The sequence below is a fragment of the Gilvimarinus agarilyticus genome (genome assembly GCF_000832015.1).
In the GTDB taxonomy this organism is placed as follows: Bacteria; Pseudomonadota; Gammaproteobacteria; order Pseudomonadales; family Cellvibrionaceae; genus Gilvimarinus; species Gilvimarinus agarilyticus.
Window position 1 is genome coordinate 2849830 of record NZ_JXCJ01000001.1, and the last position, 25527, is coordinate 2875356.

The following is a 25527-nucleotide window of genomic DNA, read 5'->3' on the forward strand; positions in this document are numbered from 1 at the left end:
TTAACCCTCCCGCTCGATCAAGGTGAGATTGTCGCGCAAGATTGGGCCGTACTCGTACTTACCCGGGCAGACAAACGTACACAGAGCCAAATCTTCTTCATCAAGCTCAAGACAGCCAAGCTGTTGCGCCGACTCGCTATCACCCACAACCAATGCACGAAGCAACTGGGTAGGCAAGATATCAAGCGGCATTACCTTTTCATAAGCACCAACGGGAACCATCGCACGCTCACTACCGTTGGTGCTGGTGGTAAACGCAAAACGCTTAGAGGGAGTCAGCTTAGACAGATAGATATTCAACACCGAGAAGAGGTTAGTACCGGCGCGCAAGTAGTGCAGCATTGGGCGATCGTCACCCTCCGGCAAAACACTAACTTGGGTGTGGTAACGGCCGAGGAACGCGTAAGGACCACGAGCGGTGCGCCCGCCGAATACCGAACCCGAAACAATGCGGTTGCCCTCGCCTTTCAACTGACCGGCGGTTAACTCTTCAAGGCTGGCGCCCACACGGGTGCGTAACAGGCGTGGTTCATTTACGCCAGGGCCTGCCAGCGCAACAACACGGCGGGTATCGATACGGCCGGTAGCGGCAAAAGCACCGAAAGCGGCAACATCCTGATAATTGATGGTCCACACGGTTTTGGTGGCACTGACGGCATCCAAATGATGAATATGGGTGCCGACATTACCGGCTGGGTGCACACCGGCGAACTCGTTGACAGAGAATTGATCGCCGCTCGCTACCGGGATATCGGCACCCGGCGCTTTAGAGACATAGACTTTACCCTCGGTCAGGCGAGCTAACACCTTCAAACCGTTAATAAAATCATCCGCGCGCTCTTGCAGAACAACCTGCGGATCAGCTGCCAATGGATTGGTATCCATCGCCGCGACAAAAATCGCATGAGGCGCCGAGTCGATAGCCGGAACCTTGCTGTATGGGCGGGTGCGCAACGCGGTCCACAAACCGGCTTCGTTCAGTAGCTGTCGCACGGTTTCAGCGCTGGCGCTGCTAAGCTCTGCCTCGCTTAACGCGGAGAATGTCTCGGACTCATCGCCCTCAACATCAATCACAACCGACTGCAGCATCCGGCGCTCGCCGCGATGAATCGCCGCGACTGTACCAGCAGCTGGCGCGGTATAGCGCACACCTTCGGTTTTTTTATCGGTAAATAACAGCTGTCCGAGCTTAACCTTATCGCCTACGGCCACGGCCATAGTCGGCTTCATGCCGTGATAATCTGGGCCGATGACTGCCACAGAGCGGGCCTCGGGCCCATCGGCGATCGTCTGCTCGGGTGCACCGGATATAGGTAAATCCAATCCCCGACGAATCTTTATCATACGTCTCTGCCTAATCACTCGTTGGATTAATAAGTAGCACGACTCAATCGCTGAGTCGCAATGTCGCTGTGTTGACTGTGCGCCAACCACTTCTATTAGTTGAAGTTTATTGATTGTTTCAGTCCGATTTGACGCACCCGACCAGGCAGAAGCCAACGCCGGCGCCGCATTTGAGGCAATATCGCCCAAATATGGCTTAAGCTTTAAAGCTGAAAGCGGATTTGGGCGCAAAATAACAAACCAGAACCTACTAAAAAATCGCGGCAATTATAAAGATCAGGGCTGCCAATGACCAGTGTCGTGGCACAATTTTAGCGCATCTTTGCCTAAATCAACGGATTCTCGGCGCGCAGGCCGTGAGCGCCGCCTACAAGAGGGGTAAAAGCGGGTACAATGCCCGCCTTATATTTGCGGCCTGCACGGAGCAACCGCACCCCGACAACACTAATACGCACTATCGACTGCTATGACCTTATTTGACCCTCGCCACCCCGAAGTGACCGACCGCCCGGGCGAACGCCGCCACTGGGGGCAACTCTACGGCTCGGCGCAGGCGTTAGCGCTGGCCAGTGCTGCCAACCGCCACTCGGGGCTAACGCTCGCCATCACCAGCGATACCGCTAGCGCTCAAAGGCTGGAAGTGGAGCTGCGTTTTTTTGCCGGCGAGAAGCTCAATATTTTACATTTGGCCGACTGGGAAACACTCCCCTACGATAGCATCTCGCCCCACCAGGATATTATCTCGGAGCGGCTGCGCACCCTTTACCACCTGCCAAACACCCACCACGGCATACTGGTAGTTCCGGTCACAAGCCTCTTGCAGCGCCTGATGCCAAAAGATTACCTGGTGCAAAACAGCCTGCTATTAAAGATAGGCGAGACTCTGGATCTTGCCACCCTGCGTGACAATCTGGTTCAGGCCGGATACCGGGTGGTAGACACCGTTTACGAGCACGGCGAATTTGCCGTGCGCGGCGCACTGATCGACATCTTCCCCATGGGCAGCGACCGCCCACTGCGGATCGATTTATTTGATGACGAAATCGACACGCTCCGCACGTTTGACCCGGATACTCAGCTCACCCTAGACAAAATCGACAAATTAGAACTGCTGCCGGCGCGCGAATACCCCCTGGACAAAAGCGGTATCAGCCATTTTAAAAACCAGTGGCACCAGCGCTTTGATGTAGACCCGAGCGCTTGCTCCATATACCGCGATGTCAGCGACGGCATTGCCCCGCCGGGCATTGAATACTACTTACCGTTGTTTTTTAGCCACAGCAGTACGCTATTCGACTTTTTACCAGGCAACACCATTGCCTACACTCTGGGCGATATACAAGGCGCTGCCAGCCACTTTTTACAAGAGCTGTGGGCCCGCTACGAATCCCGAGGTGTCGACCCAACCCGGCCACTGCTGGCACCACCGGAAATCTACCTGCGCGAGGAAGAGCTGTTTGCCGGCCTCAAAGGTATGAGTCGCACCCAAATTAGCGCCGAACAACTTGAAAACAAAGCCGGCCAGCTTAACTTTAACACCCGTACACCGCCGTCGCTGCCTATCCACGCCCACGCCGAAAACCCGCTCACGAGCATCGAAGCATTTTTGCTAGAGTTTAACGGCCGGGTGCTGTTTTGCGCCGAGTCCGCTGGGCGCCGGGAGACCTTACTTGAGCTGCTCGGGCGGATTCGGGTAAAGCCGGCCACGGTCGACAGCTGGCAGACATTTGCCGACTCTGACGAACGAATCGGCATTACCGTGGGCGGAATTGATCAGGGGCTGGTTATCGCCGATGGTGCCCTCGCCCTGATTGCCGAGTCACAGCTCTTTGGCGAACGCATTCAGCAAACCCGTCGACGACGCCAGGGGCAAGATAACGCCGAAAATGTCGTTAAGAACCTGACCGAACTTAAAATCGGGGCGCCAGTTGTGCATATCGATCACGGCGTCGGGCGCTACCGAGGGCTAGAAACCATCAGCATTGAGGGTGACACCAGCGAATTTTTAATGCTGGAATACGCCGAAGAGGCCAAGCTGTACGTACCGGTTACCAGCTTGCACCTGATTAGCCGCTACAGTGGCGCCGATGAAGAGATGGCACCACTACACCGGCTGGGCTCTGAGGCCTGGCAAAAAGCCAAACGCAAAGCCGCTGAACAAGTACGCGACACCGCCGCCGAACTGCTCGACATCTACGCCCGGCGCGCCGCGCGTAAGGGCTTGGCGTTTGCTGACCCCAAAGCCGACTATCTCTCGTTTGCGGCCGGCTTCCCCTTTGAAGAAACCCCCGACCAGCAGCTGGCCATCGAAGCGGTCGTCAAAGACATGCTGTCGCCCCAGCCCATGGATCGCCTGGTGTGCGGCGACGTTGGCTTTGGCAAAACCGAGGTGGCCATGCGCGCAGCGTTTGTCGCCGCCCACGCTGGCAAGCAAGTGGCCATATTGGCCCCCACCACCCTGCTCGCCCAACAGCACTATGAGTCACTCAAAGACCGCTTTGCCAGCTGGCCGTTTGTTATTGAAGTGATGAGCCGGTTTCGCACTAACAAAGAGGTCGAGAGCGTAAAAGAACGCCTCGCCGAGGGTAAAGTCGACATCGTTGTGGGCACCCACAAATTAATTCAGCCCGACATTAAATACAAAGATATCGGGCTGTTGATCATCGACGAAGAACACCGCTTTGGTGTGCGCCAAAAAGAGCAACTGAAAAAGCTCCGCGCTGAAATTGACATCCTGACCCTAACCGCCACTCCGATACCGCGCACCTTAAATATGTCCATGGCCGGCATTCGCGATTTATCGATTATCGCCACACCACCCGCCCGGCGCTTATCGGTGAAAACGTTTGTTCGGCAGCACGACAATGCCACTATCAAAGAAGCTGTATTGCGCGAGATTTTGCGCGGTGGCCAGGTCTATTACCTGCACAATGAAGTAAAAAGCATCGAGCGCACCGCTCGCGCCCTGCAAGAGCTAGTCCCCGAGGCGCGCATAGGCATTGGTCACGGGCAGATGCGGGAGCGGGAGCTGGAAAAAGTCATGTCCGACTTTTACCACAAGCGCTTTAACGTCATGGTGTGTTCAACCATTATCGAAACCGGTATCGACATCCCCAGCGCAAACACCATTATTATTCATCGGGCCGACAAATTTGGCCTGGCGCAACTGCACCAGTTGCGCGGCCGTGTAGGTCGCTCGCACCATCAGGCGTACGCCTATTTGCTGACTCCCGAGCGACGCGCCATGACGGCCGATTCGATCAAGCGTCTGGAGGCAATCTCGGCGGCGGAAGACCTGGGGGCCGGCTTTACACTGGCCACCCATGACATGGAAATTCGCGGTGCAGGTGAACTATTGGGCGATGAGCAAAGCGGTCAGATCCACACGGTTGGCTTCTCGCTTTACATGGACATGCTTGATCGCGCGGTAAAAGCCATGCGTGCCGGCAAAGAGCCCAACATCAATCAGCCGCTAGAAGACAACACCGATGTCAACCTGCGTATCCCGGCGCTGATTCCCGACGATTACTTACCCGACGTGCACTCGCGGCTGGTAATGTATAAACGCCTCGCCGGAGCCACCAGTACCGAGTCCCTGCGTGAGCTACAAGTGGAAATGATTGACCGCTTTGGCTTGCTGCCAGAGCCCGTTAAGAATTTAGTGCAAGTAACACAGATCAAACTGACAGCCGCTGAGCTTGGCATTAAAAAACTCGAGGCGTCGGCCACCGGGGGCAAACTCGAGTTTAGCGCCGAAACCACCGTTGACCCCTACAACATTGTGCAGCTGGTACAGACACAGCCACACGTATTTCGCTTAGAGGGCGCCAACCTCATCAAGTTTACGCTACCCATGCCCGATGCCGAGTCGCGCCTGGAGCATGTCAACGATTTATTGAGATTGTTAAAGCCGGCTAACACCGAAGCGTAAAAAACGCTAGACTCAGGCCAGAAATCCCCAAGGCTGCCACCAACAGGCAGCCTGACCAACCGGAACCCTAAAACGTTATGAAAGTACGCGCCGCTCTTTTTATCGCCCTGCTGCTATCTGGCAACCTCTGCGTGGCCCAAGGGACCTTTGAGGGCTGGTACCAAATAGAGATGATTGTTTACAGTCGCCCGCCGCAAAACAGCGTCGAGCAATGGCCTAAAAACATCGAGCTTAACTATCCGCTTAACTGGCAGCAGCTTTACGACCCAGATGCACCGGCCACACAGATCGGCAACGCAGCCGCGCCCGAAGACGCGGCCGTAGACTTAGATCGTACGCCATTCTATAAACTCCCAAGAGACGCCCGCAATTTAAATTCTGTGAGCGATCGCCTGAATGCGCAACCAGGGTTTAACGTGCTGTTTCACGAGGCGTGGCGGCAAATCGTGGTGGGCGAAGATCGCGCGCCCTCCGTTTTAGTTTACGGGGGCGAGAGCTATGGGGAGCATAACGAGCTAGAGGGCAGCGTTAATATCAATGTTTCTCGCTACCTGCACATCAAAACCAACTTGTGGGTAAGCCAATTCCAAACTAACGCTGGGCAGAGCCGCAACCAGTGGCCACTATTGCCGCAACAACCGCAAAAACGCATCGCACAACAGGCCCAATCAGAGCAAGACGATAATTTCTTTGGCAGAAGTAGTGGATCATTCTCGGAGTCGGGCACAGGGACAAACTCACTGGTATTTAATGACACAAACTTAAATAGCGCTCTCGGCGACTTTTTTGCCGCACCTTATGTGACCCGTGAGATTATTACGATGGCGCAAACGCGGCGAATGCGCAGTGACGAGCTGCACTTTTTAGATCACCCAAGAATGGGAGTACTGATTAAAGTGCTGCCCTATACGCCGCCCCAAGCACTGTGAGCGGGTCAGGTAGTTAAGCTGCCAAAATGCGCAGATATGCGGTATCTGCCTGTCAGATACCGCACCCGGTATTAACACACTTCGACGTCGTCAGCCTGCAAGCCTTTTTCGCCTTGCTGTACTGCAAATAACACGCTCTGTCCCTCAGCCAGTGAGCGGTAACCCTCACCCCGAATGCTACGATAGTGAACAAACACATCCTCACTACCCTCACCCCGAGTGATAAAGCCATAACCACGAGCATTGTTAAACCACTTGACCGTTCCTGACAATCGTTCTGACATACCTAACCTCTTTTATTTTTATGTACTTGTTCCAATACAAATGGGCCATTAGCACGATCACACCGGCAACCCCCAACAGCTGCCACAGGCAATAAAACGTAGCTAAAAGCCCAAACCTTTTTTACGCGATTGAGTGGTTTTTGTCCACACGCAGTCCTAAATGTTGTGAATCAGAACATCGCCGTCCTTACGGCAGCGCAAATACCCCGGGGGCGTTACGCAACCGCCCGCGATAATCCATACCCCAGCCATAAACGTATCGATCATTAATATCAAAGGCCACATAGTCGGCGGCAATCACCGCTGGCGCAGCGGTGTGTTTGTGCAATAACACCGCCGAGCGAACCCCTGCCGCCCCCAAAGCAAGGCAGCGCTCAGTAACAGCGGCAAGCGTGGCGCCGGCGTCTAAGATATCATCCACCAACAGCACCTCCCGGCCACGCAACCACTCTGGCGGGTGGCGCTGCCACACGAGCCCGTCAGTTGCCTGATCATCGCGGTAACGGCTGGCATGGACATAATCCAACTCCACATCAATCGCCAGCGCCGGCAGCAAATCACCGCCAAACACTACCGCACCATTCATAATCAGCAGTACCACCAACGGCTGCGACAAACCGCTGTAATCGGCACTGATTCGGGCACCGAGCTCGGCCGTCGCGGCGCGTATCGTACGGGCGTCTAGTAGGCACTCAGCACCATCAACCTGCCAGCGCTGAGCGTCTGTGCCTAACGGGCTCACCGCTCCTCCCCCGCGGCTGGCGAGACTTCTGCAGCAGCCTCGGCAGATACCATTTGCAGTTGATCGGGGATATGCAACGTACGTGTCGGAAAGGCACATTCCGCACCGTGCTGCTCGACGATCGCCATTATTTTAAGCAAGACATCTTGCTTAACTGAGTGAAAATGCACCCAGTTAACCGTCTTGGTGAAGGTGTAAACAAAGAAGTTAAGTGATGAATTGGCAAACTCGTTAAAATTCACAATCAGGGTTTGACTGGCGTCTATCTCGTCATGAGACTCCAGCATCGCCTTCACATCGGCAACAATCGCTGCCACCTTGTCGCCGTCTTCATATCGCACACCAATTGTTTCGTAGATCCGGCGGTTAAACATGCGCGAGGGGTTTTCCACCGAGATTTGCGTAAATGTTTGATTGGGCACATAAAGTGGGCGCTTATCGAAAGTGCGAATGCGAGTTAAGCGCAGGCCGATCTCCTCAACCGTGCCTTCGATGTTTTGATCGGGTGAGCGTACCCAGTCGCCCACCTTAAAGGGCCGGTCCATGTAGATCATCAGCCCGCCAAAAAAGTTAGCCAACAAATCTTTTGCCGCAAAACCGACCGCTATACCGCCGATACCACCGAACGCCAATACACCTGAAATGCTGTAACCCAATGACTGCAACAGCACTAACGCCGAAGTAATAACAATCGCAATCCGCATAAGCTTGCCCACCGCCATTACGGTGGTTGGGTCGGCCGGCTTACCATCGGGCGGCTCGAGAAAGTTGCGCTCTCCGTATTTCACCAGGCGCACCAGAAACCAGGTTAACAACACCACCACCCCCACCTGCAGCACGGTATCGGCAAAATCCAGGACCGACTCCTGGGTAGCGCTTTGCGCCATTTGCGCAGCCAGACACAAACCCACCAACCAAATTAAACAGCGCAACGGCGGGATTCCGGCCTCCACTAAGGTATCGTCCCAGCGATTACGGGTTTTATGAGCGTGACGCATCAGATAATTTAAAATAACCCGCGCTAACGATGCCAAAATTAACGTCACCAATACGACGACAAAGACCTCAAGCACCCACAGACGCTCGTGATCTACCAACTCGTTGTACCACCCTTGCAATTGCTCCATCCAAAACACTCCTGATTACACCTGCGCTGTAAGACTATTACTGGCCCGCAAGTATAACCAACCGATGAAATAAATGTTATTGCCAACAACTGGATGCTTGCACAGTAATTATAACTGTATATAATCACAGATACTGTACAGCCAAACAGTGCATGAGACGATAGAACTCATTCGCGATGGTCACGGCTATAAATGATGACGGCTTTAGCGTACACAGCCATCCAACACAAAGGTAAGGGACATGCAAAACCTAACGGCACGCCAGCAGCAGGTTCTTGAGCTTATAAAAAGCTACTCCGATGAAACCGGGTATCCTCCCACCCGCGCCGAAATTGCGCGCATGCTCGGCTACAAGTCGGCTAATGCAGCAGAAGAGCACATTAAAGCACTGGCACGCAAAGGCGCTATCGAGCTTATCCCCGGTGCCTCGCGCGGCATTAAGCTTCCCGAAGGACAAGAGGGCCTTCCCATTGTCGGCCGCGTAGCGGCGGGTAGCCCGATATTGGCGCAGGAGCACATCGAGAACTACTGCGATATCCCCCCCAGCTTTTTTAGTCCTCAAGCCCACTATTTACTGAGCGTACAGGGTATGAGCATGAAAGACGCCGGCATCCTTGACGGCGACCTGCTGGCGGTCCACCGCACAGATCAAGTGCACAACGGCCAGATTGTCGTGGCTCGTATCGAGGATGAAGTCACCGTTAAGCGCTTTAAGCGCGAAGGTAACCGGGCTCAGGTAGAGCTCTGGCCAGAAAACCCCGACTTTGACGTTATCCACGTCGATCTGCGGGACCAAAGCTTTAGCATCGAAGGTTTAAGTGTAGGAGTCATACGCCGTGAATAATTTTCAGAGTTTGCCCCACGTACACAACACCCCAGCAAACAATAGCAATGTTGGCCTAACCGAGCTGGTACTGGCGCAGGGAGCCTCCAGCAGCTGGAGTATGATACTGCCTATGGTGGCGCACCTATGCCGGCAAGACAGCCAGCGGTGGCTTACCTGGATTACCTCCGAGCCGCTCCCGGCGCCCCTGCTGATAAGCTTTGGTATCGACCCACTCCGACTGCGTCAGATCCATTGCCGCGATGCAGACCAACAACTGTGGGTGACCTGGGACGCCCTGGAGATGGGTAACAGCCACACCGTGATTGCAAGCCCTGGCCTGCTAAGTCAAGGCCAGGAGCGCTACCTAGAGCAAGCCGCTTACGCCGGAAACTGCCAAGCCTTAATTTTGCGCTATCGATAAACGACACACATTTACTGGCAACGCCAAGCGTAAATTCATGAGCAGCAAGCTAATGGCCAGAAAGACCGTAACTGATTGAGTTAACGAGCAAAGTGAAAGGTATCGTACCTGAGGCGGATACAGGCATAAGGTCTGATCAAACTGAGTCAGGCGGCACCCAGGAGTATGGTGTTAATTAGCAGCGGCTGGGCTAGTGCAAGGTAGGCTTATCGTAAAGCTCTGAATCGCTCTCTTCAGACCAGTCTTCCGGGGGCATGTCGGCGAGGTCTCCGGCTACTTCCATACCCGCTTCAATCATCGCTTTGGCGACGTCAAATTTACCGTCGCGCATAAATGACAAAGACTCTGCAGAGAACCGAATACTAACCAGAGGCTCACCGTTCTCATCGGCGCGCTGCAGTACAACATCGCCATTGGATAGCTCGACAATTTCATACAAAGAGGCTGACATGGAGTCTCCACCTGAGCGACAGCGCAGGTACTTAATTGATCAAAATAGACATCTAAACCCGGTAACAAGCCACTATATTACCACTTTTAGCCTGAGCATTAAATGCGCAAGCGGGCATTGGCCAGGTAAGGGCACGTTAATGGGCGCCGTTTAGTCGCGCCAAACCACGGCTCAAGGGGCTTTAGGGTAAGGTTAGAAGGATTAATACTCCGTAGTGGACTGCCGGTGTCGCTCCACAAGCTCTTGCATCTGGCCCAGCCACTGCTTCAGTAGCGTCTCGCTGAGCGATTCAAGTGCCCGCTCGTCCAACTGATGAACCTGAATCAAATTATCTGCAGCCACCTCAGCGCCAGACTCCGAGGCCCAACATGCCTCATAATTGGCCGCCAACTGGCTCAGCCACGAGTCTGGCTGGCCAGCCAACTCGTTAATCTCGCTGATTTCGGCGGGCTGTTTATCCTGCCGCGTAAGCGCTTCCAGCGCGTCTGCAGCCGAGCTGATAGTGGCCACGGACTTTACACCATAGTAAGCGCACAGTTCGCGCAGATAATGGGTGTACCCGCAGTAGAGGTGAAACACCCCGGATTCCAGCAGCGCCTGCTGTGCAAACGGGGTTCGCTCTGTACCCGACAGCTCAGCCAAAATAACGCGCACGCTGGCGATTCGGCGATTTACCTGCGCCGCTAACGATGCCATTGCCCTTCTCCTAGTGCTGCAGCTTACTTATTTGGCACCCATTTGCCACCCTGATAAAACGCCTTCCAGCCGCTTGCTTTACCGTCAACTTCAGACTGCACGTACTGCTCCTTAGTTTTACGAGAGAATCGAATCACCGTCGGCACCCCATCCGGATCTGCCACAGGCGCCGAGAACAAAAACGTATATTTTGGGTCGATCTCCTTTTTGTGCGGCAGAATCTCTGCCACCAAAGGAGCGCGTGTCTCGCGGTTTTTAGGAAAGCCGCTCGCCGCCAAAAAGAGACCGGACGCACCGTCGCGCAACACATAAGTGTCATCGACTTTTTCACAGGCGAGTTCCGGCATCGGCACTGGGTCCATCTTCGGTGGTGCCGCCTCGCCACTTTTAAGCAGCTTGCGGGTGTTTTTGCAGTCGTCGTTGGTACAGCCAAAGTACTTGCCAAAGCGACCTGTTTTTAGCTGCATCTCACTGCCGCACTTGTCGCACTCCAAGGTTGGACCTTCATAACCTTTGAGCTTGAAGGTGCCCAGCTCCACCTCGTAACCCGGACAGTCTGGGTTATTACCGCAGATATGCAATTTGCGTTTTTCGTCCAGCAGATAATTATCCATAGCGGTGTTACAAATTTTGCAGCGCCGCTTAGAGCGTAACTGTCGCGACTCGGCCTCTTCATCGGCCTCGACATCGACCGCCTCGTCCCCCGAAACCAGGTTCATGGTGTGCTTGCAACGCTCTTTGGGAGGCAAGCCGTAACCCGAGCAACCCAAAAATACACCGGTCGAGCCGGTGCGGATCTGCATATCGCGACCACACTTCTCACATTCTATGTCGGTGTTAGTCGGATCATTGTGGCGCATACCACCCGACTCTTCACTCTGAGCTTTTTGCAATTGGCCGATAAAATCAGCGTAGAACTCATCGAGTAACACACGCCAATTTTTACCGCCTTCGGCCACCACATCCAGCGACTGCTCCATATTGGCGGTGAAGCTGTAACTCATTAAATCCGAGAAGCTCTCGCTCAAACGTTCGGTAACAATATCGCCCATTTTTTCGGCGTAAAAACGGCGGTTTTCGAGGCGCACATAGCCGCGATCCTGGATAGTTGAGATAATCGAGGCGTAGGTCGAAGGTCGGCCAATACCCTGCTTTTCAAGCTCTTTTACTAAGCTCGCCTCAGAGAAGCGCGCCGGTGGCTTGGTAAAGTGCTGTGACGGATCGAGTTTTTCTAACGGCAGCTGATCGCCCACACTGACTTCCGGCAAGACCACGTCTTCGTCTTTTTTGCTGATTTGTGGCATTACCCGGGTAAAACCATCAAAACGAATCACCCGGCCGCGGGTGCGCAACTCAAAATCACCGGCCTCAACCGTAATCGATGTACTGGTGTACTCGGCGTTGCTCATTTGGCAGGCCACAAACTGCGACCAAATTAACGTGTACAAGCGCTCGGCATCACGCTCCATACCTTTTAAGTGGGCAGTAAGCACTGTGACACTGGAGGGACGTATCGCCTCGTGCGCTTCTTGCGCGCCCTCTTTGCTCGAGTAGCTATTGGGGCTCGATGGCAAATAGCGCTCACCGTAGGTTTCTTGCACATAGTCGCGACAGGACTCTACTGCCTCTTTGCTCAGGTTGGTCGAGTCGGTACGCATGTAGGTGATGTAGCCCGCCTCGTACAAACGCTGCGCCAGCATCATGGTCTTTTTAACGCCAAAACCCAATCGGGTACTGGCCGCTTGCTGCAGCGTCGAGGTAATAAACGGCGCCGAAGGCTTCGATTGGGTCGGCTTGTCTTCGCGCTGGGCGACAGCAAAGCTGGCATCTTTAAGCTTGGCGACGGCAGCCATCGCATCCGCTTCGTTGTTGGGCTTAAACGCTTTACCGGCCTGTTTTTTAACTTCAAAGCGAATCTGGTCTCCGCCTTTTGCCACTAAATCGGCAAATAGATTCCAGTACTCCTCGGGTACAAAGGCGCGAATTTCACGCTCGCGCTCGACCACCAGCTTTACCGCTACCGATTGCACTCGCCCGGCGGACAAACCGCGGGCTATTTTCGCCCACAACAACGGCGACACCATATAGCCCACCACCCGATCAAGAAACCGACGAGCCTGCTGAGCATTCACGCGATCAATATCAATCGGGCCGGGCTTTTCAAAGGCATTTTGAATCGCCGATTTGGTAATCTCGTTAAACACCACGCGGCGGTAGCGCTCGTCGTCGCCGCCAATCGCCTCGCGTAAATGCCAGGCAATGGCCTCTCCTTCGCGATCCAAATCCGTTGCGAGATAGATAGTGTCGGCGTCGGCAGCCAGCTGTTTTAGCTCCGCCACAACCTTCTCTTTACCGGGCAATATTTCGTAATGAGCCGCCCAATCGTGGGTCGGGTCTATCCCCATCCGGCTGATCAATTGCTGCTGGCTTTTCTCGGCTTTATGACGCGCTTTTTGCTCGGGCGACATCTTTCGGGTGATGGCTGCTTGTTTAGCGCGCTCCTTGGGGTCGACTTTTTTGCCGCTGCCACTGGTAGGCAAATCACGGATATGACCAACACTGGACTTCACAATATAGTCGCGGCCCAGATATTTATTAATGGTCTTCGCTTTTGCAGGTGACTCTACAATAACCAACGATTTACCCATAAGCGCTCTTCTTTCCTTTTGTTACATCGGCAACTGTGTACCCAGCCCAGTGGCAACTTGTGTACGGGGCGCGGTCGCACTTTATCGGTGCAGGATAAGTGCGAACGACGCCATCAAGGTGGGCATATATAAGTCCTGTGCGCACGCCGGTCAAGCATGGATCCATCGCGCAACCGACTATTCGCGCTACTAATTACAGTCCCCAGGAGTTAATTTCAAGTTCGACAACGCACTGCTGAGCAGCGTCAACGATTACTATAGGTGATTGTTTTTACTATACATTTTCAAAATTCTTGGTATACACCAAAAGCCCCGGCTAAGCGCCGCATAAAACCTTCGTAAAATAAATCGAAAAAAACGAAATTTAATTTGGTAGCGCACTGGGCACTCGCGGTTTTCAGCCCTTGCAATGCGGCCTTGAGCCAACCCATGGTGCTGTGACATCGCCGCTCACCTTCAGACGGAGAGTTTTTTTAAACAGCTGAGCAACTGATCGATAGCCTGCTCTTCACCATTTTCCCGCCAAAAGATATCCACCTGCCTCGCGCCCGAGCGCAAGCCGACAACCCCGTCTGGCAACTCCTCCAGCACGGCTTCGATGTTTGTGCGATGCAGATCAGTCGGTTTGGAGCCGAGAAACTGCCACCACCCCTGAACATGACTCTCATGTTCATAGGATGTTCGCATTAGCGACCACGACGGTTGTGTCGTGCCTGTAACCAATGAATACACCGGCATGGCAGATGGCGCAGCGGAGTCTGTCGCTTGTTGTGGCGGAGGTAACAGCCGCACTGTCAGGCCTGACTCACGGGCATACTGACGCAGGTGCTCGCGCCGGCGCTGACCGCTGTTTGGCTGCATCATGGCCACCGGCCCGACCACCATAGCAACCACAAGTACGATCAATATGATCACAGTAGCGCTCATAAAATTACTCACTGGCGAAATTTGGGGAAATCATCCATGCTTAGGGGGTCAGACGCAAGCGCAGCCGCAAGGAGCCTATATGACTTCATATCAACATATACTGGTGGGCCTGGATCTAACCCCGGAGTGCCCGGACATCCTGCACAAAGCCGCGATTTTGGCCCAGGCCTGCGGCGCCAGGCTGTCCGTTGCCCACGTCATCGAACCGTTAACGTTTGCTTACGGCGGCGATATGCCGATTGATTTATCCGAGGTTCAGGACCAGCTGCAAATCAAAGCCGAGCAAGAGCTGCTTCGCTTAATTAAAAATGCCGACTGCCCGATTGAGCAAGAGCACGTGCTGGTCGGGCAGCCCGCCACCGAACTGCATCATCTGGCAAAGCAAATAAACGCCGATTTAATCGCTGTAGGCAGTCATGGCCGCAAAGGCTTTGCGCTCTTGTTGGGCTCTACCTGTAATAGCGTTCTGCACGGTGCCAGCTGCGATGTGCTGGCCATTCGGGTAGAGCGCCAAGAAGAGTAGTAAGCCCCTCCCGCGCTCAAACACACCAATGGGCGCGGGGTTTAGGCCCCCATATCTTCAAGCTCAGCCCAGCGCTCAAAACAATCGTCTAGCTGCTGCTGTACCTCAGCCACTTGCTTTAAGTGCTCATCAACCTGCTCGGCGGGCAAGCTATAAAAATCAGGCTCGGCCATTTGCAATTGCAACCGCTCGATCTCGGCTTCGAGTTTTTCTATCTTTTGCGGCAGTGCATCAAACTCTCGCTGCAACTTATAGGATAGCTTTTTGGCCTTAACTGCAGGAGCGGCAGGCTCGGGGGCTGACCCGGCCGGCCTTGCCTCTGCCGGTTCTGGCGATGGTGCACCGCCAGCAGCCGCGCCGGGCTCCACCCATCGGCCGCCCTGACGGAGCCAGTCATCATAACCACCAATGTACTCACGCACCTGGCCGTGCCCCTCAAAGGCAAACACACTGCTCACCAGGTTATTCAAAAATGCCCGGTCGTGGCTGACCAACAGCACTGTGCCGTTAAACTGCCCCAGCACCTCTTCCAGCAGCTCCAAAGTCTCTACGTCGAGGTCGTTGGTCGGCTCATCGAGCACCAAAATATTGGCGCTTTTACTAAATAACTTTGCCAGTAGTACCCGATTGCGTTCGCCACCGGACAACGCTCGTACCGGCGTTCGGGCGCGCTCCCCCGAAAACAGAAAGTCGCTTAAATAAGATATAACATGCTTAGATTTACCATTGATCTCAATACTGTCCCGGCCCTCAGAGACGTTATCGACGGCACTTTTGTCTAAGTCGAGCTGATCGCGCAACTGATCAAAGTACGCCACACTTAAATTGGTGCCGAGCTTAACCTTGCCGCTGTCGGGGCTTAGCTCACCCAGAACCAACTTGAGCAACGTACTTTTGCCCGCCCCATTAGGCCCCACCAATCCGATCCGATCACCGCGAATAATCCGCGTAGAGAAGGCGTCAATAATTGTGCGCTCACCATAGCGGAAGCTAACATTATCGAGCTCTGCCACCAGCTTGCCCGACAGCCCCGCCTTACCTAAATCGAAGGTGGCATTACCTTGCTGTTCACGGCGCGCGCGGCGCTCCTCACGCATATCTTTTAGGGCGCGCACGCGGCCCTCGTTGCGGGTGCGGCGCGCTTTGATTCCCTGGCGAATCCACACCTCTTCTTGCGCCAGTTTCTTATCAAACAGCTCGTTGTGCCGCGCCTCTTCGGCCAGCGCTCGCTCGCGGTACTCAAGGTAGCTCTGGTAGTTGCCCGACCAGGTGCGCAGATGCCCCCGATCGAGTTCGGCGATATGAGTGGCAACACTGCGCAACAAGGCGCGATCGTGGGTAATAAAAATCAGCGCGCCGGTAAAAGCCTTAAGTTCCTTCTCCAGCCACTCGATCGCGGCAATATCCAAATGGTTGGTCGGCTCGTCCATCAGTAGGATATCGGGCTCTACCACTAACGCCTGCGCCAGAGCGACGCGACGACGCCAACCGCCCGATAAAGAGGCCATCGGGGCGCTGCCCGTTAGCTCAAGACGGGTTAAAATGGCATCGACCTTTTGCTGCAGCGCCCAACCATCCAGTGCCTCTAATTTGCCCTGAATACGTGTTAGCTCTTCGACCCAGGCCTCTGAAGCGGCGCTATCGGCCCCTTCGGCAAGCTGTCCGGTCCCCTCGGTTAACTGGTAGTAACGCGCCAACAACTGACCAACTCCGGGTAAACCTTCGGCCACCACATCGAATACGCTGCGGCCATCGGCTTCGGGAAGGTCTTGCGCCAAACGCGCAACACGCACACCGCGGTCCACCTTAACACTTCCCCCGTCTAGGGTGACCTCGCCTGCCAGCACCTTAAGAAAGCTCGATTTACCCGCGCCGTTGCGTCCAATAAGGCACCAGCGCTGTCCTCGCTCGACGACAAAGTCCACCTTATCGAGCAGAATTTGTAGGCCGTAATTCAACTGGGCGCCATCTACTGTAAGCAGTGCCATATAGGTTCCATTACCTGTGTATTGAGTGGGTGTCGCTCATTGCAACTTATAGCTAAAAAACAAACTCTTACGAAAAGTCGTTAACGTTGGGAATAAGAACAGAAATAGTTGCAATCGAGATCAAAAAAGTGGCAGCATGATACCTGTAAAAGGCACCGACAGACAGGCTTCTGTCGGTGAAAACAACATAATAATAAACGATCGAACATCAATCGTAAGCCTTGTTGGGGGATCGTAGGCGACGGAGCGGACTTACAGCGTCATCGCCGCCCGGCAACGGATGTTGCCACAAACCCAGCCACAGGATGGTCTCAATCGCAGCGATTTAATTTAAGAGGTACCGTAATGCGGTTATTGCGATCTGCTATGACTACCTACACCGGCACGCGCAGAGCCGGTCGCTTAGCCGGAGCCGCTGCTCTGGGGCTTTTGCTCGGCCTGACACAGGCTCAGGCCGCCCCAACCAGTATTGCGCCGCCGCCCTCCATTGCCGATAAGACCGAGCAGCGTAAACTCTACAACGAGGCGCAGCAGGCCATTCGCAGTGGCCGCTATACCGAGTATCGCGAGTTGCTTGCCGAGCTTGAGCACTACCCGCTTAAGCCGTACCTAGAGTACAACTACATCAACCGCCGCTTTTCCACCTTGCCCGCCGAGGAGATCGCCGACTTCGAGCGCGATTATCCGCGCTCGTATCTGGCCGATAAACTCAATCGCCGCTGGGTCGAAAAGTTAGCTCAGCAAGGTAAATGGGCCGATGTGGTAACACAGTACCGAGCTGACAACGCCACCACCGAACTCACCTGTTATTACCTTCGCGGCCGGATCATAGAAGGTGATCAAAGCGCCTATAAAGAGGTTCCAGAGCTATGGTCCGTGGGCCATTCTCAACCCAAAGCCTGCGACCCACTGTTTGCCAACTGGATGGACCTTGGCGGCATGACCGACGCCATCGCCTGGCAGCGATTTGTAAAGGCCATGGACGCCCGCCAGAGTTCGCTCGCGCGTTACGCTGCTAAAAAGATGTCGCCGCAAAAAAGAAGGCTTGCCGAGCTCTACGAGGAAGTAGACGGCAACCCGCGTGTATTGCGCGACATGTCACGTTTTGGCAAACAAAGTACCGATATGCAGCAGATTATTCTGCATGGCCTGCAGCGCCTTTCACTACGCGACGCCGAGCTCGCCCATTCACTGTGGCAACGCTACGACGCGCAACAACTGTTTGACGACAATGCCCGCCTGGAAACTCAACGCTACATTGCCGTGCGCCTATTGCGCCAAGGGCACACCAGTGAAACCGAAGCTCTGATTAAAGCGACTCCGGCGTTAAGCTCAGAAGACCTCGCTGAATGGTTGGTTCGCGACGCCTTGCGCAACCTGGACTGGCATCGTGTTAATAAATGGATCGCTATGCTGCCCAGCGAGGCCCGCGCCTCCGAGCGCTGGCGTTACTGGCAAGCACGGGCGCTGGAAAACACCGGCGGCAGTGCCGAGCAAATTAAGGCGCTCTATCAGCAGGTGGCCCAAACCCGCAGCTTTTATGGCTTTTTGTCCGCCGACCACTTAAACATTCCTTACGAGCTGGTGGATAAGCCCGTTTCGGTAGACACCGTAACCCGTGATCAGGTGTCCGCTATTGGTGGCGTGCAGCGCGCCCGCGAGCTGTTTATTTTAGGCAAGGCTCTGGATGCCCGCCGCGAGTGGTATCACACCACCAAACAGCTGGATGAGAGACAAATCATCGCTGCCGGTAAGTTAGCCGAGAGCTGGGGCTGGCACCGCAACGGAATCCAGGCCATGATTCAGGTGCGCTACTGGGATGATCTGGAGCTGCGCTTCCCGCTGGCCTATCAAGAACACGTGAATACCACGGCCAAAGATCTGTCGGTCGCGCCACATCTCCTGTTTGCCATCGCCCGACAGGAAAGCGCGTTTACCGCCGATGCCCGCTCTTCGGCAGGCGCACTGGGCTTGATGCAGCTGCTGCCCTCTACCGCCAAACAAACAGCGCATCGCTCGGGCATGAGTTTCTCGACCTACGATCTACTGGAGCCGGCCACCAATATCGCTTTGGGCGGGCGCTACCTGAACCAACTGCTGAACCAATTTGATGGTAACCGCATTCTCGCCGCGGCCGCCTATAACGCAGGCCCCAACCGCGTTAAACAATGGCTGAGTAAAAGCAAAAGCACCAGCCTGCCCTATGATGTGTGGATCGAAACCATCCCCTACCGAGAAACCCGCGGCTACGTGCAAAACGTATTGTCGTATTCGGTTATTTACGGTTATCGTCTTGGCGAAGAAAAACCCTTTATCACGCCTAGCGAAGCGCGCAGTTCACTATAGGGCTGCGCGCCCCGGTGCTCTAGCACCGGGCACCTCAGTGGTAAATACAATTTTATATGCCAAAGACCGTCAATTTGCCTTACAATAGAATTTGTAGAGAATTGGCTGGCCGGGCACTCTGCAATGGCGAGTGAAAAACAATAACGAGCTTGAAGAGTCGCTGCGCAGCAAAGCCACAATGGAGTGGCACAGCTAAACGCTAAAACAAGGCACCACTGACTATACGGTCGTATTAATGCCCCAAGAACTTCCGCTGCTGGCACGGCAACCTATTTTCAATCGCACTATGGACGTTGTGGCCTACGAGCTACTGTATCGCGCCGACCATGAAAATCGCGCCCAGTTTACCGATGGTAACTCTGCCAGCACTCAGGTTTTGCTCAACACATTTGCCGAGCTCTCCATCGAAAAAGTCGTGGGTCACCACCGCGCCTTTATCAATTTTACCGCCGCACTGATGGAAACCCGCTTTCCGTTTGATACGTCTCAGCTTGTTATTGAAGTGCTGGAAAGCGAAGTCATCAATGCAAACTTATTGCACCATTTAAAAAGATTGCGCGAAGACGGATTTTCGATCGCCCTTGATGACTTTGTCTTAACCAAAGAAAGCGCCGCTCTCATCCCCTATGCCGACATCATTAAGCTCGATGTATTAGCCCTTAACGATCGCCAATTGATCGAACACGTCAATTACTTAAAACCCTTAGGCGTGCAAATAATTGCCGAAAAAATCGAAACTTTCGCAATGCTTGAGCACTGTCGTGAATTGGGTTGCGACTTGTTTCAGGGGTATTTTTTAGAAAAGCCTCAGGTATTAAAAGGCCAGCGGCTCAACGAGAGCAAGCAAGCCGTGCTGCAATTACTGGCCCGGCTCAACGACCCTAATGCCGCGTTCGAAGACATCGAAACCATTATTGCCCGCGACCCAGTCCTAAGCTACAAACTGCTTAGGCTTGTCAACTCAGCCGCTTTTGCGTTGCCGCGCACTATCGAATCACTGCGTCAGGCCCTAACCTTGCTCGGGTTGAAAATCATACGCAACTGGATTGGTTTACTGGCGATGGCAAAACTCGGTGACAAGCCGGCCGAGCTGTCGGTAAAAGCGCTTACACGAGCCAAACTGTGTGAGTTAGTTGCCAGCCAGACCCGGCCTCACACTCAGTGCGACACCTTTTTTACGGCGGGCTTACTGTCAACCTTGGGGGCCTTTATGGATGCCCCCTTACCCAAAGTGCTTGAAGATATCCAATTAAGTCCGGCACTGCGTAACGCCCTGCTCGATCAAACCGGTACCGAAGGACAAGTGCTTAAAGCGGTGATTCATTATGAGCATGGTCAGTGGCAAGACATTGACTGGGCGTTTTTGGCCGAACAGCAACTAGACCCACATACATTAACGGCTCTGTATTTACAGACGCTTGCCTGGGTCGATGAAACCATGCTGACGCTGCACGCCGAGGCCAATTAAAAGGCTCATTCCACGTCACCTTGCAGCCAATGCCGAAGCTGCCGGGCATCAAACGGCCACCGCAACTCTCGCCCGTCGGCGGCGCGCAAAACCGGAATATGCACCCCATAACGCTCAATCAGTGCATCGTCTATCGCAATATCCACTTTATTCACCCGCACAGAAGCACACTCAGACAACAGTGCGCTTGCTTCATCGCACAAGTGGCAACCAGCGGTCGTGAATAAAATAATGGATTGAGTCATAAACCTAATGGGTAGTGTGGACAAGCCCGAATGAGTCGCGCTTAGCCCCGGGTTACATATAACGCTACGACAACGATTGCCGTAAGTCCCGCTAGTACTAACAGCCCTGCCGCCCCATAGCGAGGCTTGGTTTCTTTTACCGAGGCCTCGCTAGATGCTTTTAGCGATGCTGTTGCCGGGGCAGTGCGCACTGGGCGTGGCCTGCTTTTGCCAGGGTTAAGTGGCGGCTTACCTGGCTGGCGCACAGTCGTCTGTGACATATCGTCGGCCGGGCCGATCACTCCAAAGCTTAACGTATCAAAACGCAGCTCATCACCACGTTTAACGCGCGCTTCGGTTACCTGGCGGCCGTTAACAAAAGTGCCGTTGGCAGACCCTAAATCTTTTACGTACAGCACGCCGTCAACAATATTGAGTTCGGCGTGCCGGCGAGACAAATGCGCGGCCGCCAGCGAGATATCACACTCACTGGAGCGACCAACTGTGTTGGCCTGTCGCAAGGGGAACACCCTATTTTTAAGGGCTGAATGGTTGGATTTAAGCGCCCAACCGGTGGATTTTGGCACGCGAGGATTTGTGGTGCCGGTTTTAACGACCACCTCCTCGGAAGCCTCAATCGGGTCGGCTTTAGGGTCGATGACCTCAAGCTCAATACCCGCTAACACGATAGTATCGCGTGGTTTCAGCGGGCGTGGCCCTTTGACCGCCGTGCCATTCAGTAGCACCTCGCTGTCAGGCACCAGATTCACCAACTCTAATTGCTCGTGATTTACATTGATTTTTAAGTGATGGCCCGCGACATTCGGGGCACTGACAACCAGCTGGCTCGACTTATCACGACCGATCAATACACTGGGCTCTACAAGCCATACCGCACTGTATTTTTTATTTTTAAAGCGGATTTTCAGCATTCATAGATCCTTTTGCCTGCTTATCAAGGGGTTTCGATAATGCTACACAGGCAAAAAGTTTTCAAGCCGTGTCACTGCCCAGCACCGTCGCCGGCACCCGTCGACGCGAAACAAATAACTGTGATCCACCCAGCTCTTTGGCCCGGTGCTTGGCATCGGCTAACATCACAGCAACATGGTGGTGGGTCATATTTCGGCTCGGGTCGGGGTGCACACAGCCAATAGCCAACGTCAGCGGGCCGTAGCGCCGCCGCCGGCCCTCGCGGTCAGGCGTCCAATAATCACGCTGCGCGGCACTCAAGCGCTGCTCAACCTCTAATGCAAAGCTCTCGAGTAAGCGCTGACAGCGCTCTCGCCAATCGGAGCTTTGCAGCACCACGACAAAGTCATCGCCACCCACGTGGCCAACAAAGTCACAGGCCGGATCTACTGCATCGCACAGCAATTGCCCGAGCATTATGATGACATCATCGCCACAGCTGTAACCAAAGGCATCGTTAAAGGGCTTAAAGTGATTAATATCACAGTAGGCAACGACAAAGTCAGCGCGCTGCCCCAGTAACCGGTCAATCCATTCGTAAAGAGGGACATTACCCGGCAATCCAGACAAGGGGTTGGAGTGACGCGCGGCGCGCAGCTTTTCATCGGCAATGCTACGCAATAGGCGGCGGACCTTAACAACGCCCACATAGCGGCCCTGCTCTTGCACCAGAATATCCACACTTAAGTTTTGTGCCGGATCTTCAGTCACGAGCCGTCCGGCCGCGTGCAGCTCAGCATCAATATCCATCGTTAGCGTGCGCGGACTAATAAACTCGGCGATAGGCTTATTGGCATGAAGCTCGTAGGAGTAGCGCCAGGAAAACGTATTTAGCAACTCGGCACGACTGATCATACCCACGGGGGCCGCATTGTCATCAACCACCGGTAAACTGCTTATGCGCACGTCGGCACGCAGCATGTTCACCACATCGGCCGCAGGTAAACCAGGGCTAATAGCCGCCTCATAAACAGTCACCTCCCGCAGAGTTTGGCGGAAAGGGTCGTGCGAGCGCGGCGCTGTGGGTGCAATTGCGATATGAGATGGCACATCGAGCGGCGGCTGGCTTGCGGGCCGGGCCAGATAAAAGCCCTGCATATATTCCACGCCGAGTGCCGCCAAGGTGGTAAATTCTTGCTCGGTTTCAATCCCCTCGGCGATCACCTTGTTGCCAATTCGCTGGGCAATATCCAGCATAAACCGCACAAATTCACGCTTTACCGCACTGCACTCCACCCCGCTAATAAAGTGCCGATCGATTTTGACGTAGTCGGGGTTGATCTCGCTCCAGATCCGCAGCCCGGCGTAACCCGCGCCTAAGTCATCAATGGCCACTGCAAAACCCTGACGCTGAAAGTGCTCGCAGGCATCGCGCAGTAAGTCGCAATCTTCCATGGGTTGTTTTTCGGTGAGTTCAAACACGACGCGCTCGGGACTTAAATTGAGCCGCCGTAGAATCGCCAAAGTCACACCATCGCGGTAGTGACTGTCGGTAAACGACAAAGGCGACATGTTTAAAAATAATTTGCCCGGTAGCTGCTGTTTTACAAAGTTTTGGCAAGCCACCTCACGACAGGCATACTCTAAACGCGCCAGCGCACCCAGCTCGGCGGCCACGCTAAACAGCTGATCGGGGCGCTCCAGCGCGCTGCCCTGCGGACCTCGCGCCAGCGCCTCATAGCCGATAATACTGTGACTATTTATATTGATGATCGGCTGGAACACGACTCTGAGCTGTTTGCCCGCAATAATAGAGTGCAACAGCGCTTCAGCCCGAGACAAGCTGCCGGATAAAGTACTCAGTGGCGATGATGACGTTGGCGGATTTTGCATTGCGGCATTATCGGCACGGCAGATGACAAATATGTGACAACTCACCCGCCGACAATTGAGCCAAACCGCCGAGCAGGCTAGAATGCCTGCGCCCCGTGTGGGCAACCGCTATTTCGTTTTCGCCCGAGACACAGCACCGATGACCGAGCCCAGAGATACCCTATACGCCAATCCGCTAGCGCAGGTGGACAGTTTCAGCTTTGACCAGCAAGTGGTCGATGTCTTCCCCGATATGATCAAGCGCTCGGTGCCTGGGTACCCCACCATTGTGAACATGATCGGCTCCCTTGCCGAGCGCTATGTGACCGCGGGCAGCCACTGCTACGATTTGGGCTGCTCACTGGGGGCCGCGACGCTGGCCATGCGCCACCGTATCCAAAATGCCAACTGTAAAATTATCGCGGTGGATAACTCTCCCGCAATGATCCAGCGGGCCCGGCAAGTCATTGCCGCCGATGGTCAGGATGAGGTCCCGGTAGAGTTTATTGAAGGGCGGATTCAGGATGTCACCATCGAGCACGGCTCGTTAGCCGTGCTCAACTTCACCTTACAGTTTATTGACGTGGCCGAGCGCCCCGCACTCTTAAACACGATTTGTAACGGCCTAAACCCTGGCGGCGTATTAATCCTGTCCGAGAAGGTTGCCTTTGAAGACAAACCCCATGAGGAGCTGATGACCGAATTGCACCACAACTTTAAGCGCGCCAATGGTTACAGCGACCTGGAGATTGCCCAAAAACGTGCCGCCATCGAGAACGTTTTGCTGCCCGAATCGCTCGCGGCGCACCGCGAGCGTCTGCGTGCCGCAGGCTTTTCCAGCGTCGACGTCTGGTTTCAGTGCCTTAACTTTGCCTCTATCATCGCAATCAAATGATTACGTTTAACGAGCTTTTGGATTTTATACAAAACCACGAGACGCTCCACCCGTGGGCCGACACGCTAACGCGGGATATCGAGCGTGGACTCGACCCCAATCGTTTTGGCGATTTACCCGGCTGGCTTACCACGCTCGACAGCCTACCTAACATCGAACCTGGCTCGATTGAACTGCGCGATAGCGTGACGGTAAGCGGAGAAACCGATGCGCAGGTTATTAGCGAGGCACGTGAAGGCTTGCGCGCGCTCATCCCTTGGCGCAAAGGCCCCTACGGCGTGCACGGTATTGAGATCGACACAGAGTGGCGCTCCGACTGGAAGTGGCAGCGTATTCGCGACAAAATCGCCCCACTTAAGCATCGGCTGGTTTTGGACGTAGGTTGCGGTAACGGATACCACGGTTGGCGCATGCTCGGCGATGGTGCCAAGCGCGTGATCGGCATCGACCCGTCACCGCGATTTGTGGTGCAGTTTCAGGCCATTAAACATTTCTTTGGCCAACACTACCCCATTGATGTGCTTCCGCTGGGTATCGAGCACTTACCCACAGAGCTTGGCACCTTTGATACGACCTTTTCGATGGGCGTGTTCTACCACCGCCGCTCGCCCATGGATCACCTGCGCGAGCTCAAAGCGACGTTGCGCCCGGGCGGACAACTCGTCTTAGAAACCCTGATTATTGAGGGGGACGAGGGCGAGGTACTGGTACCCGAAAATCGCTACGCCATGATGCGCAATGTATGGTTTTTACCCAGCGCCCCCACCATGCTTAGCTGGATGCGCAAATGCGGGTTACGTAACCCGCGAGTAGTGGATATCTGCACCACAACTCTGGAAGAGCAGCGCAGCACCGACTGGATGCACTTTCACTCGCTGGATAAGTTTCTTGACCCCGACAACCCCGCCTTAACAGTCGAGGGGCACCCGGCCCCGGTACGGGCCGTATTTTTAGCAGAAGCGCCTTAGTCGAT

Annotated in this window: 21 protein-coding genes; 9 read left to right on the plus strand and 12 right to left on the minus strand. The window is 54.5% G+C overall.

The window, feature by feature from the left end:
- Positions 1-1344 carry a Na(+)-translocating NADH-quinone reductase subunit A gene (locus tag SD69_RS12305; RefSeq protein WP_041523460.1) on the minus strand — a complete coding sequence of 448 codons (1344 nt, stop codon included), beginning with the start codon at positions 1342-1344 and terminating at the stop codon, positions 1-3.
- 466 nt (positions 1345-1810) lie between these two features.
- Here SD69_RS12305 and mfd point away from each other — a divergent pair, with 466 nt between their 5' ends.
- Together mfd and SD69_RS12320 are read left to right on the plus strand one after the other, a co-directional pair.
- Positions 1811-5275, plus strand: a complete 3465-nt coding sequence (gene mfd, locus SD69_RS12315) for a transcription-repair coupling factor (protein WP_041523462.1) — start codon at positions 1811-1813, stop codon at positions 5273-5275.
- A gap of 77 nt (positions 5276-5352) precedes the next feature.
- Complete coding sequence (locus SD69_RS12320) at positions 5353-6204, plus strand: CsiV family protein (protein WP_041523463.1); 852 nt, start codon at positions 5353-5355, stop codon at positions 6202-6204.
- A 71-nt stretch (positions 6205-6275) separates the two neighbouring features.
- Here the strand turns inward: SD69_RS12320 and SD69_RS12325 are convergent, their stop codons facing one another.
- The 3 genes from SD69_RS12325 to SD69_RS12335 form a co-directional block, all read right to left on the minus strand.
- The gene (locus tag SD69_RS12325) at positions 6276-6488 is read right to left on the minus strand and encodes a cold-shock protein (protein ID WP_041523464.1); all 213 of its coding nucleotides are present in this window, start codon (positions 6486-6488) and stop codon (positions 6276-6278) included.
- Positions 6489-6675: 187 nt separating this feature from the next.
- The gene (locus tag SD69_RS12330; RefSeq protein ID WP_052481121.1) at positions 6676-7230 is read right to left on the minus strand and encodes a hypoxanthine-guanine phosphoribosyltransferase; all 555 of its coding nucleotides are present in this window, start codon (positions 7228-7230) and stop codon (positions 6676-6678) included.
- A complete protein-coding gene (locus SD69_RS12335; RefSeq protein WP_052481122.1) occupies positions 7227-8357 on the minus strand; it encodes a mechanosensitive ion channel family protein in 1131 nt (376 codons plus the stop codon). The genes SD69_RS12330 and SD69_RS12335 overlap by 4 nt, the downstream gene beginning before the upstream one ends.
- Positions 8358-8598: 241 nt before the next feature.
- On the opposite strand from SD69_RS12335, the gene lexA reads away from it, so the two are divergent.
- Together lexA and SD69_RS12345 are read left to right on the plus strand one after the other, a co-directional pair.
- Positions 8599-9201 carry a transcriptional repressor LexA gene (gene lexA / locus SD69_RS12340; protein WP_041523465.1) on the plus strand — a complete coding sequence of 201 codons (603 nt, stop codon included), beginning with the start codon at positions 8599-8601 and terminating at the stop codon, positions 9199-9201.
- Positions 9194-9604, plus strand: coding sequence for a hypothetical protein (locus tag SD69_RS12345; RefSeq protein WP_232301190.1), 411 nt, complete (start codon positions 9194-9196; stop codon positions 9602-9604). Before lexA ends, SD69_RS12345 begins: the two co-directional genes overlap by 8 nt.
- Positions 9605-9794: 190 nt before the next feature.
- Here the strand turns inward: SD69_RS12345 and SD69_RS12350 are convergent, their stop codons facing one another.
- The 4 genes from SD69_RS12350 to SD69_RS18160 all read right to left on the minus strand — a co-directional run bounded on the left by SD69_RS12350 (position 9795) and on the right by SD69_RS18160 (position 14314).
- Positions 9795-10055: a hypothetical protein gene (locus SD69_RS12350; protein WP_041523466.1), complete on the minus strand. Its 261-nt coding sequence runs from the start codon at positions 10053-10055 to the stop codon at positions 9795-9797.
- Between the two features lie 201 nt (positions 10056-10256).
- Positions 10257-10751, minus strand: coding sequence for a DUF6586 family protein (locus SD69_RS18155; protein WP_052481123.1), 495 nt, complete (start codon positions 10749-10751; stop codon positions 10257-10259).
- Between the two features lie 23 nt (positions 10752-10774).
- Entirely contained in the window at positions 10775-13399 is a 2625-nt protein-coding gene (topA, locus tag SD69_RS12360; RefSeq protein WP_041523467.1) for a type I DNA topoisomerase, read from the minus strand.
- A 456-nt stretch (positions 13400-13855) separates the two neighbouring features.
- Positions 13856-14314: a hypothetical protein gene (locus SD69_RS18160; RefSeq protein WP_157471673.1), complete on the minus strand. Its 459-nt coding sequence runs from the start codon at positions 14312-14314 to the stop codon at positions 13856-13858.
- A gap of 91 nt (positions 14315-14405) precedes the next feature.
- Between SD69_RS18160 and SD69_RS12370 the strand changes: the two genes are divergently transcribed.
- Positions 14406-14849, plus strand: a complete 444-nt coding sequence (locus SD69_RS12370) for a universal stress protein (RefSeq protein WP_041523468.1) — start codon at positions 14406-14408, stop codon at positions 14847-14849.
- A 41-nt stretch (positions 14850-14890) separates the two neighbouring features.
- Here SD69_RS12370 and SD69_RS12375 read toward each other — a convergent pair whose 3' ends face one another.
- On the minus strand, positions 14891-16837 hold the full coding sequence (locus SD69_RS12375) for an ATP-binding cassette domain-containing protein (RefSeq protein WP_041523469.1): 1947 nt from the start codon (positions 16835-16837) through the stop codon (positions 14891-14893).
- A 345-nt stretch (positions 16838-17182) separates the two neighbouring features.
- Between SD69_RS12375 and SD69_RS12380 the strand changes: the two genes are divergently transcribed.
- Together SD69_RS12380 and SD69_RS12385 are read left to right on the plus strand one after the other, a co-directional pair.
- Positions 17183-19183, plus strand: coding sequence for a transglycosylase SLT domain-containing protein (locus SD69_RS12380; RefSeq protein WP_232301191.1), 2001 nt, complete (start codon positions 17183-17185; stop codon positions 19181-19183).
- A 235-nt stretch (positions 19184-19418) separates the two neighbouring features.
- On the plus strand, positions 19419-20651 hold the full coding sequence (locus SD69_RS12385; RefSeq protein ID WP_041523470.1) for an EAL and HDOD domain-containing protein: 1233 nt from the start codon (positions 19419-19421) through the stop codon (positions 20649-20651).
- 5 nt (positions 20652-20656) lie between these two features.
- On the opposite strand, the gene SD69_RS12390 is transcribed toward SD69_RS12385, so the two are convergent.
- The 3 genes from SD69_RS12390 to SD69_RS12400 all read right to left on the minus strand — a co-directional run bounded on the left by SD69_RS12390 (position 20657) and on the right by SD69_RS12400 (position 23680).
- Complete coding sequence (locus SD69_RS12390) at positions 20657-20896, minus strand: glutaredoxin family protein (RefSeq protein ID WP_041523471.1); 240 nt, start codon at positions 20894-20896, stop codon at positions 20657-20659.
- Positions 20897-20937: 41 nt separating this feature from the next.
- Positions 20938-21807, minus strand: coding sequence for an FHA domain-containing protein (locus SD69_RS12395; protein WP_041523472.1), 870 nt, complete (start codon positions 21805-21807; stop codon positions 20938-20940).
- Positions 21808-21868: 61 nt separating this feature from the next.
- Complete coding sequence (locus tag SD69_RS12400) at positions 21869-23680, minus strand: bifunctional diguanylate cyclase/phosphodiesterase (protein ID WP_084591564.1); 1812 nt, start codon at positions 23678-23680, stop codon at positions 21869-21871.
- Between the two features lie 139 nt (positions 23681-23819).
- Here SD69_RS12400 and cmoA point away from each other — a divergent pair, with 139 nt between their 5' ends.
- Both cmoA and cmoB read left to right on the plus strand, forming a co-directional pair.
- Positions 23820-24554: a carboxy-S-adenosyl-L-methionine synthase CmoA gene (gene cmoA / locus SD69_RS12405; RefSeq protein WP_041523473.1), complete on the plus strand. Its 735-nt coding sequence runs from the start codon at positions 23820-23822 to the stop codon at positions 24552-24554.
- Positions 24551-25522: a tRNA 5-methoxyuridine(34)/uridine 5-oxyacetic acid(34) synthase CmoB gene (gene cmoB / locus SD69_RS12410; protein ID WP_041523474.1), complete on the plus strand. Its 972-nt coding sequence runs from the start codon at positions 24551-24553 to the stop codon at positions 25520-25522. Before cmoA ends, cmoB begins: the two co-directional genes overlap by 4 nt.
- The last annotated feature ends 5 nt before the right edge of the window (positions 25523-25527 follow it).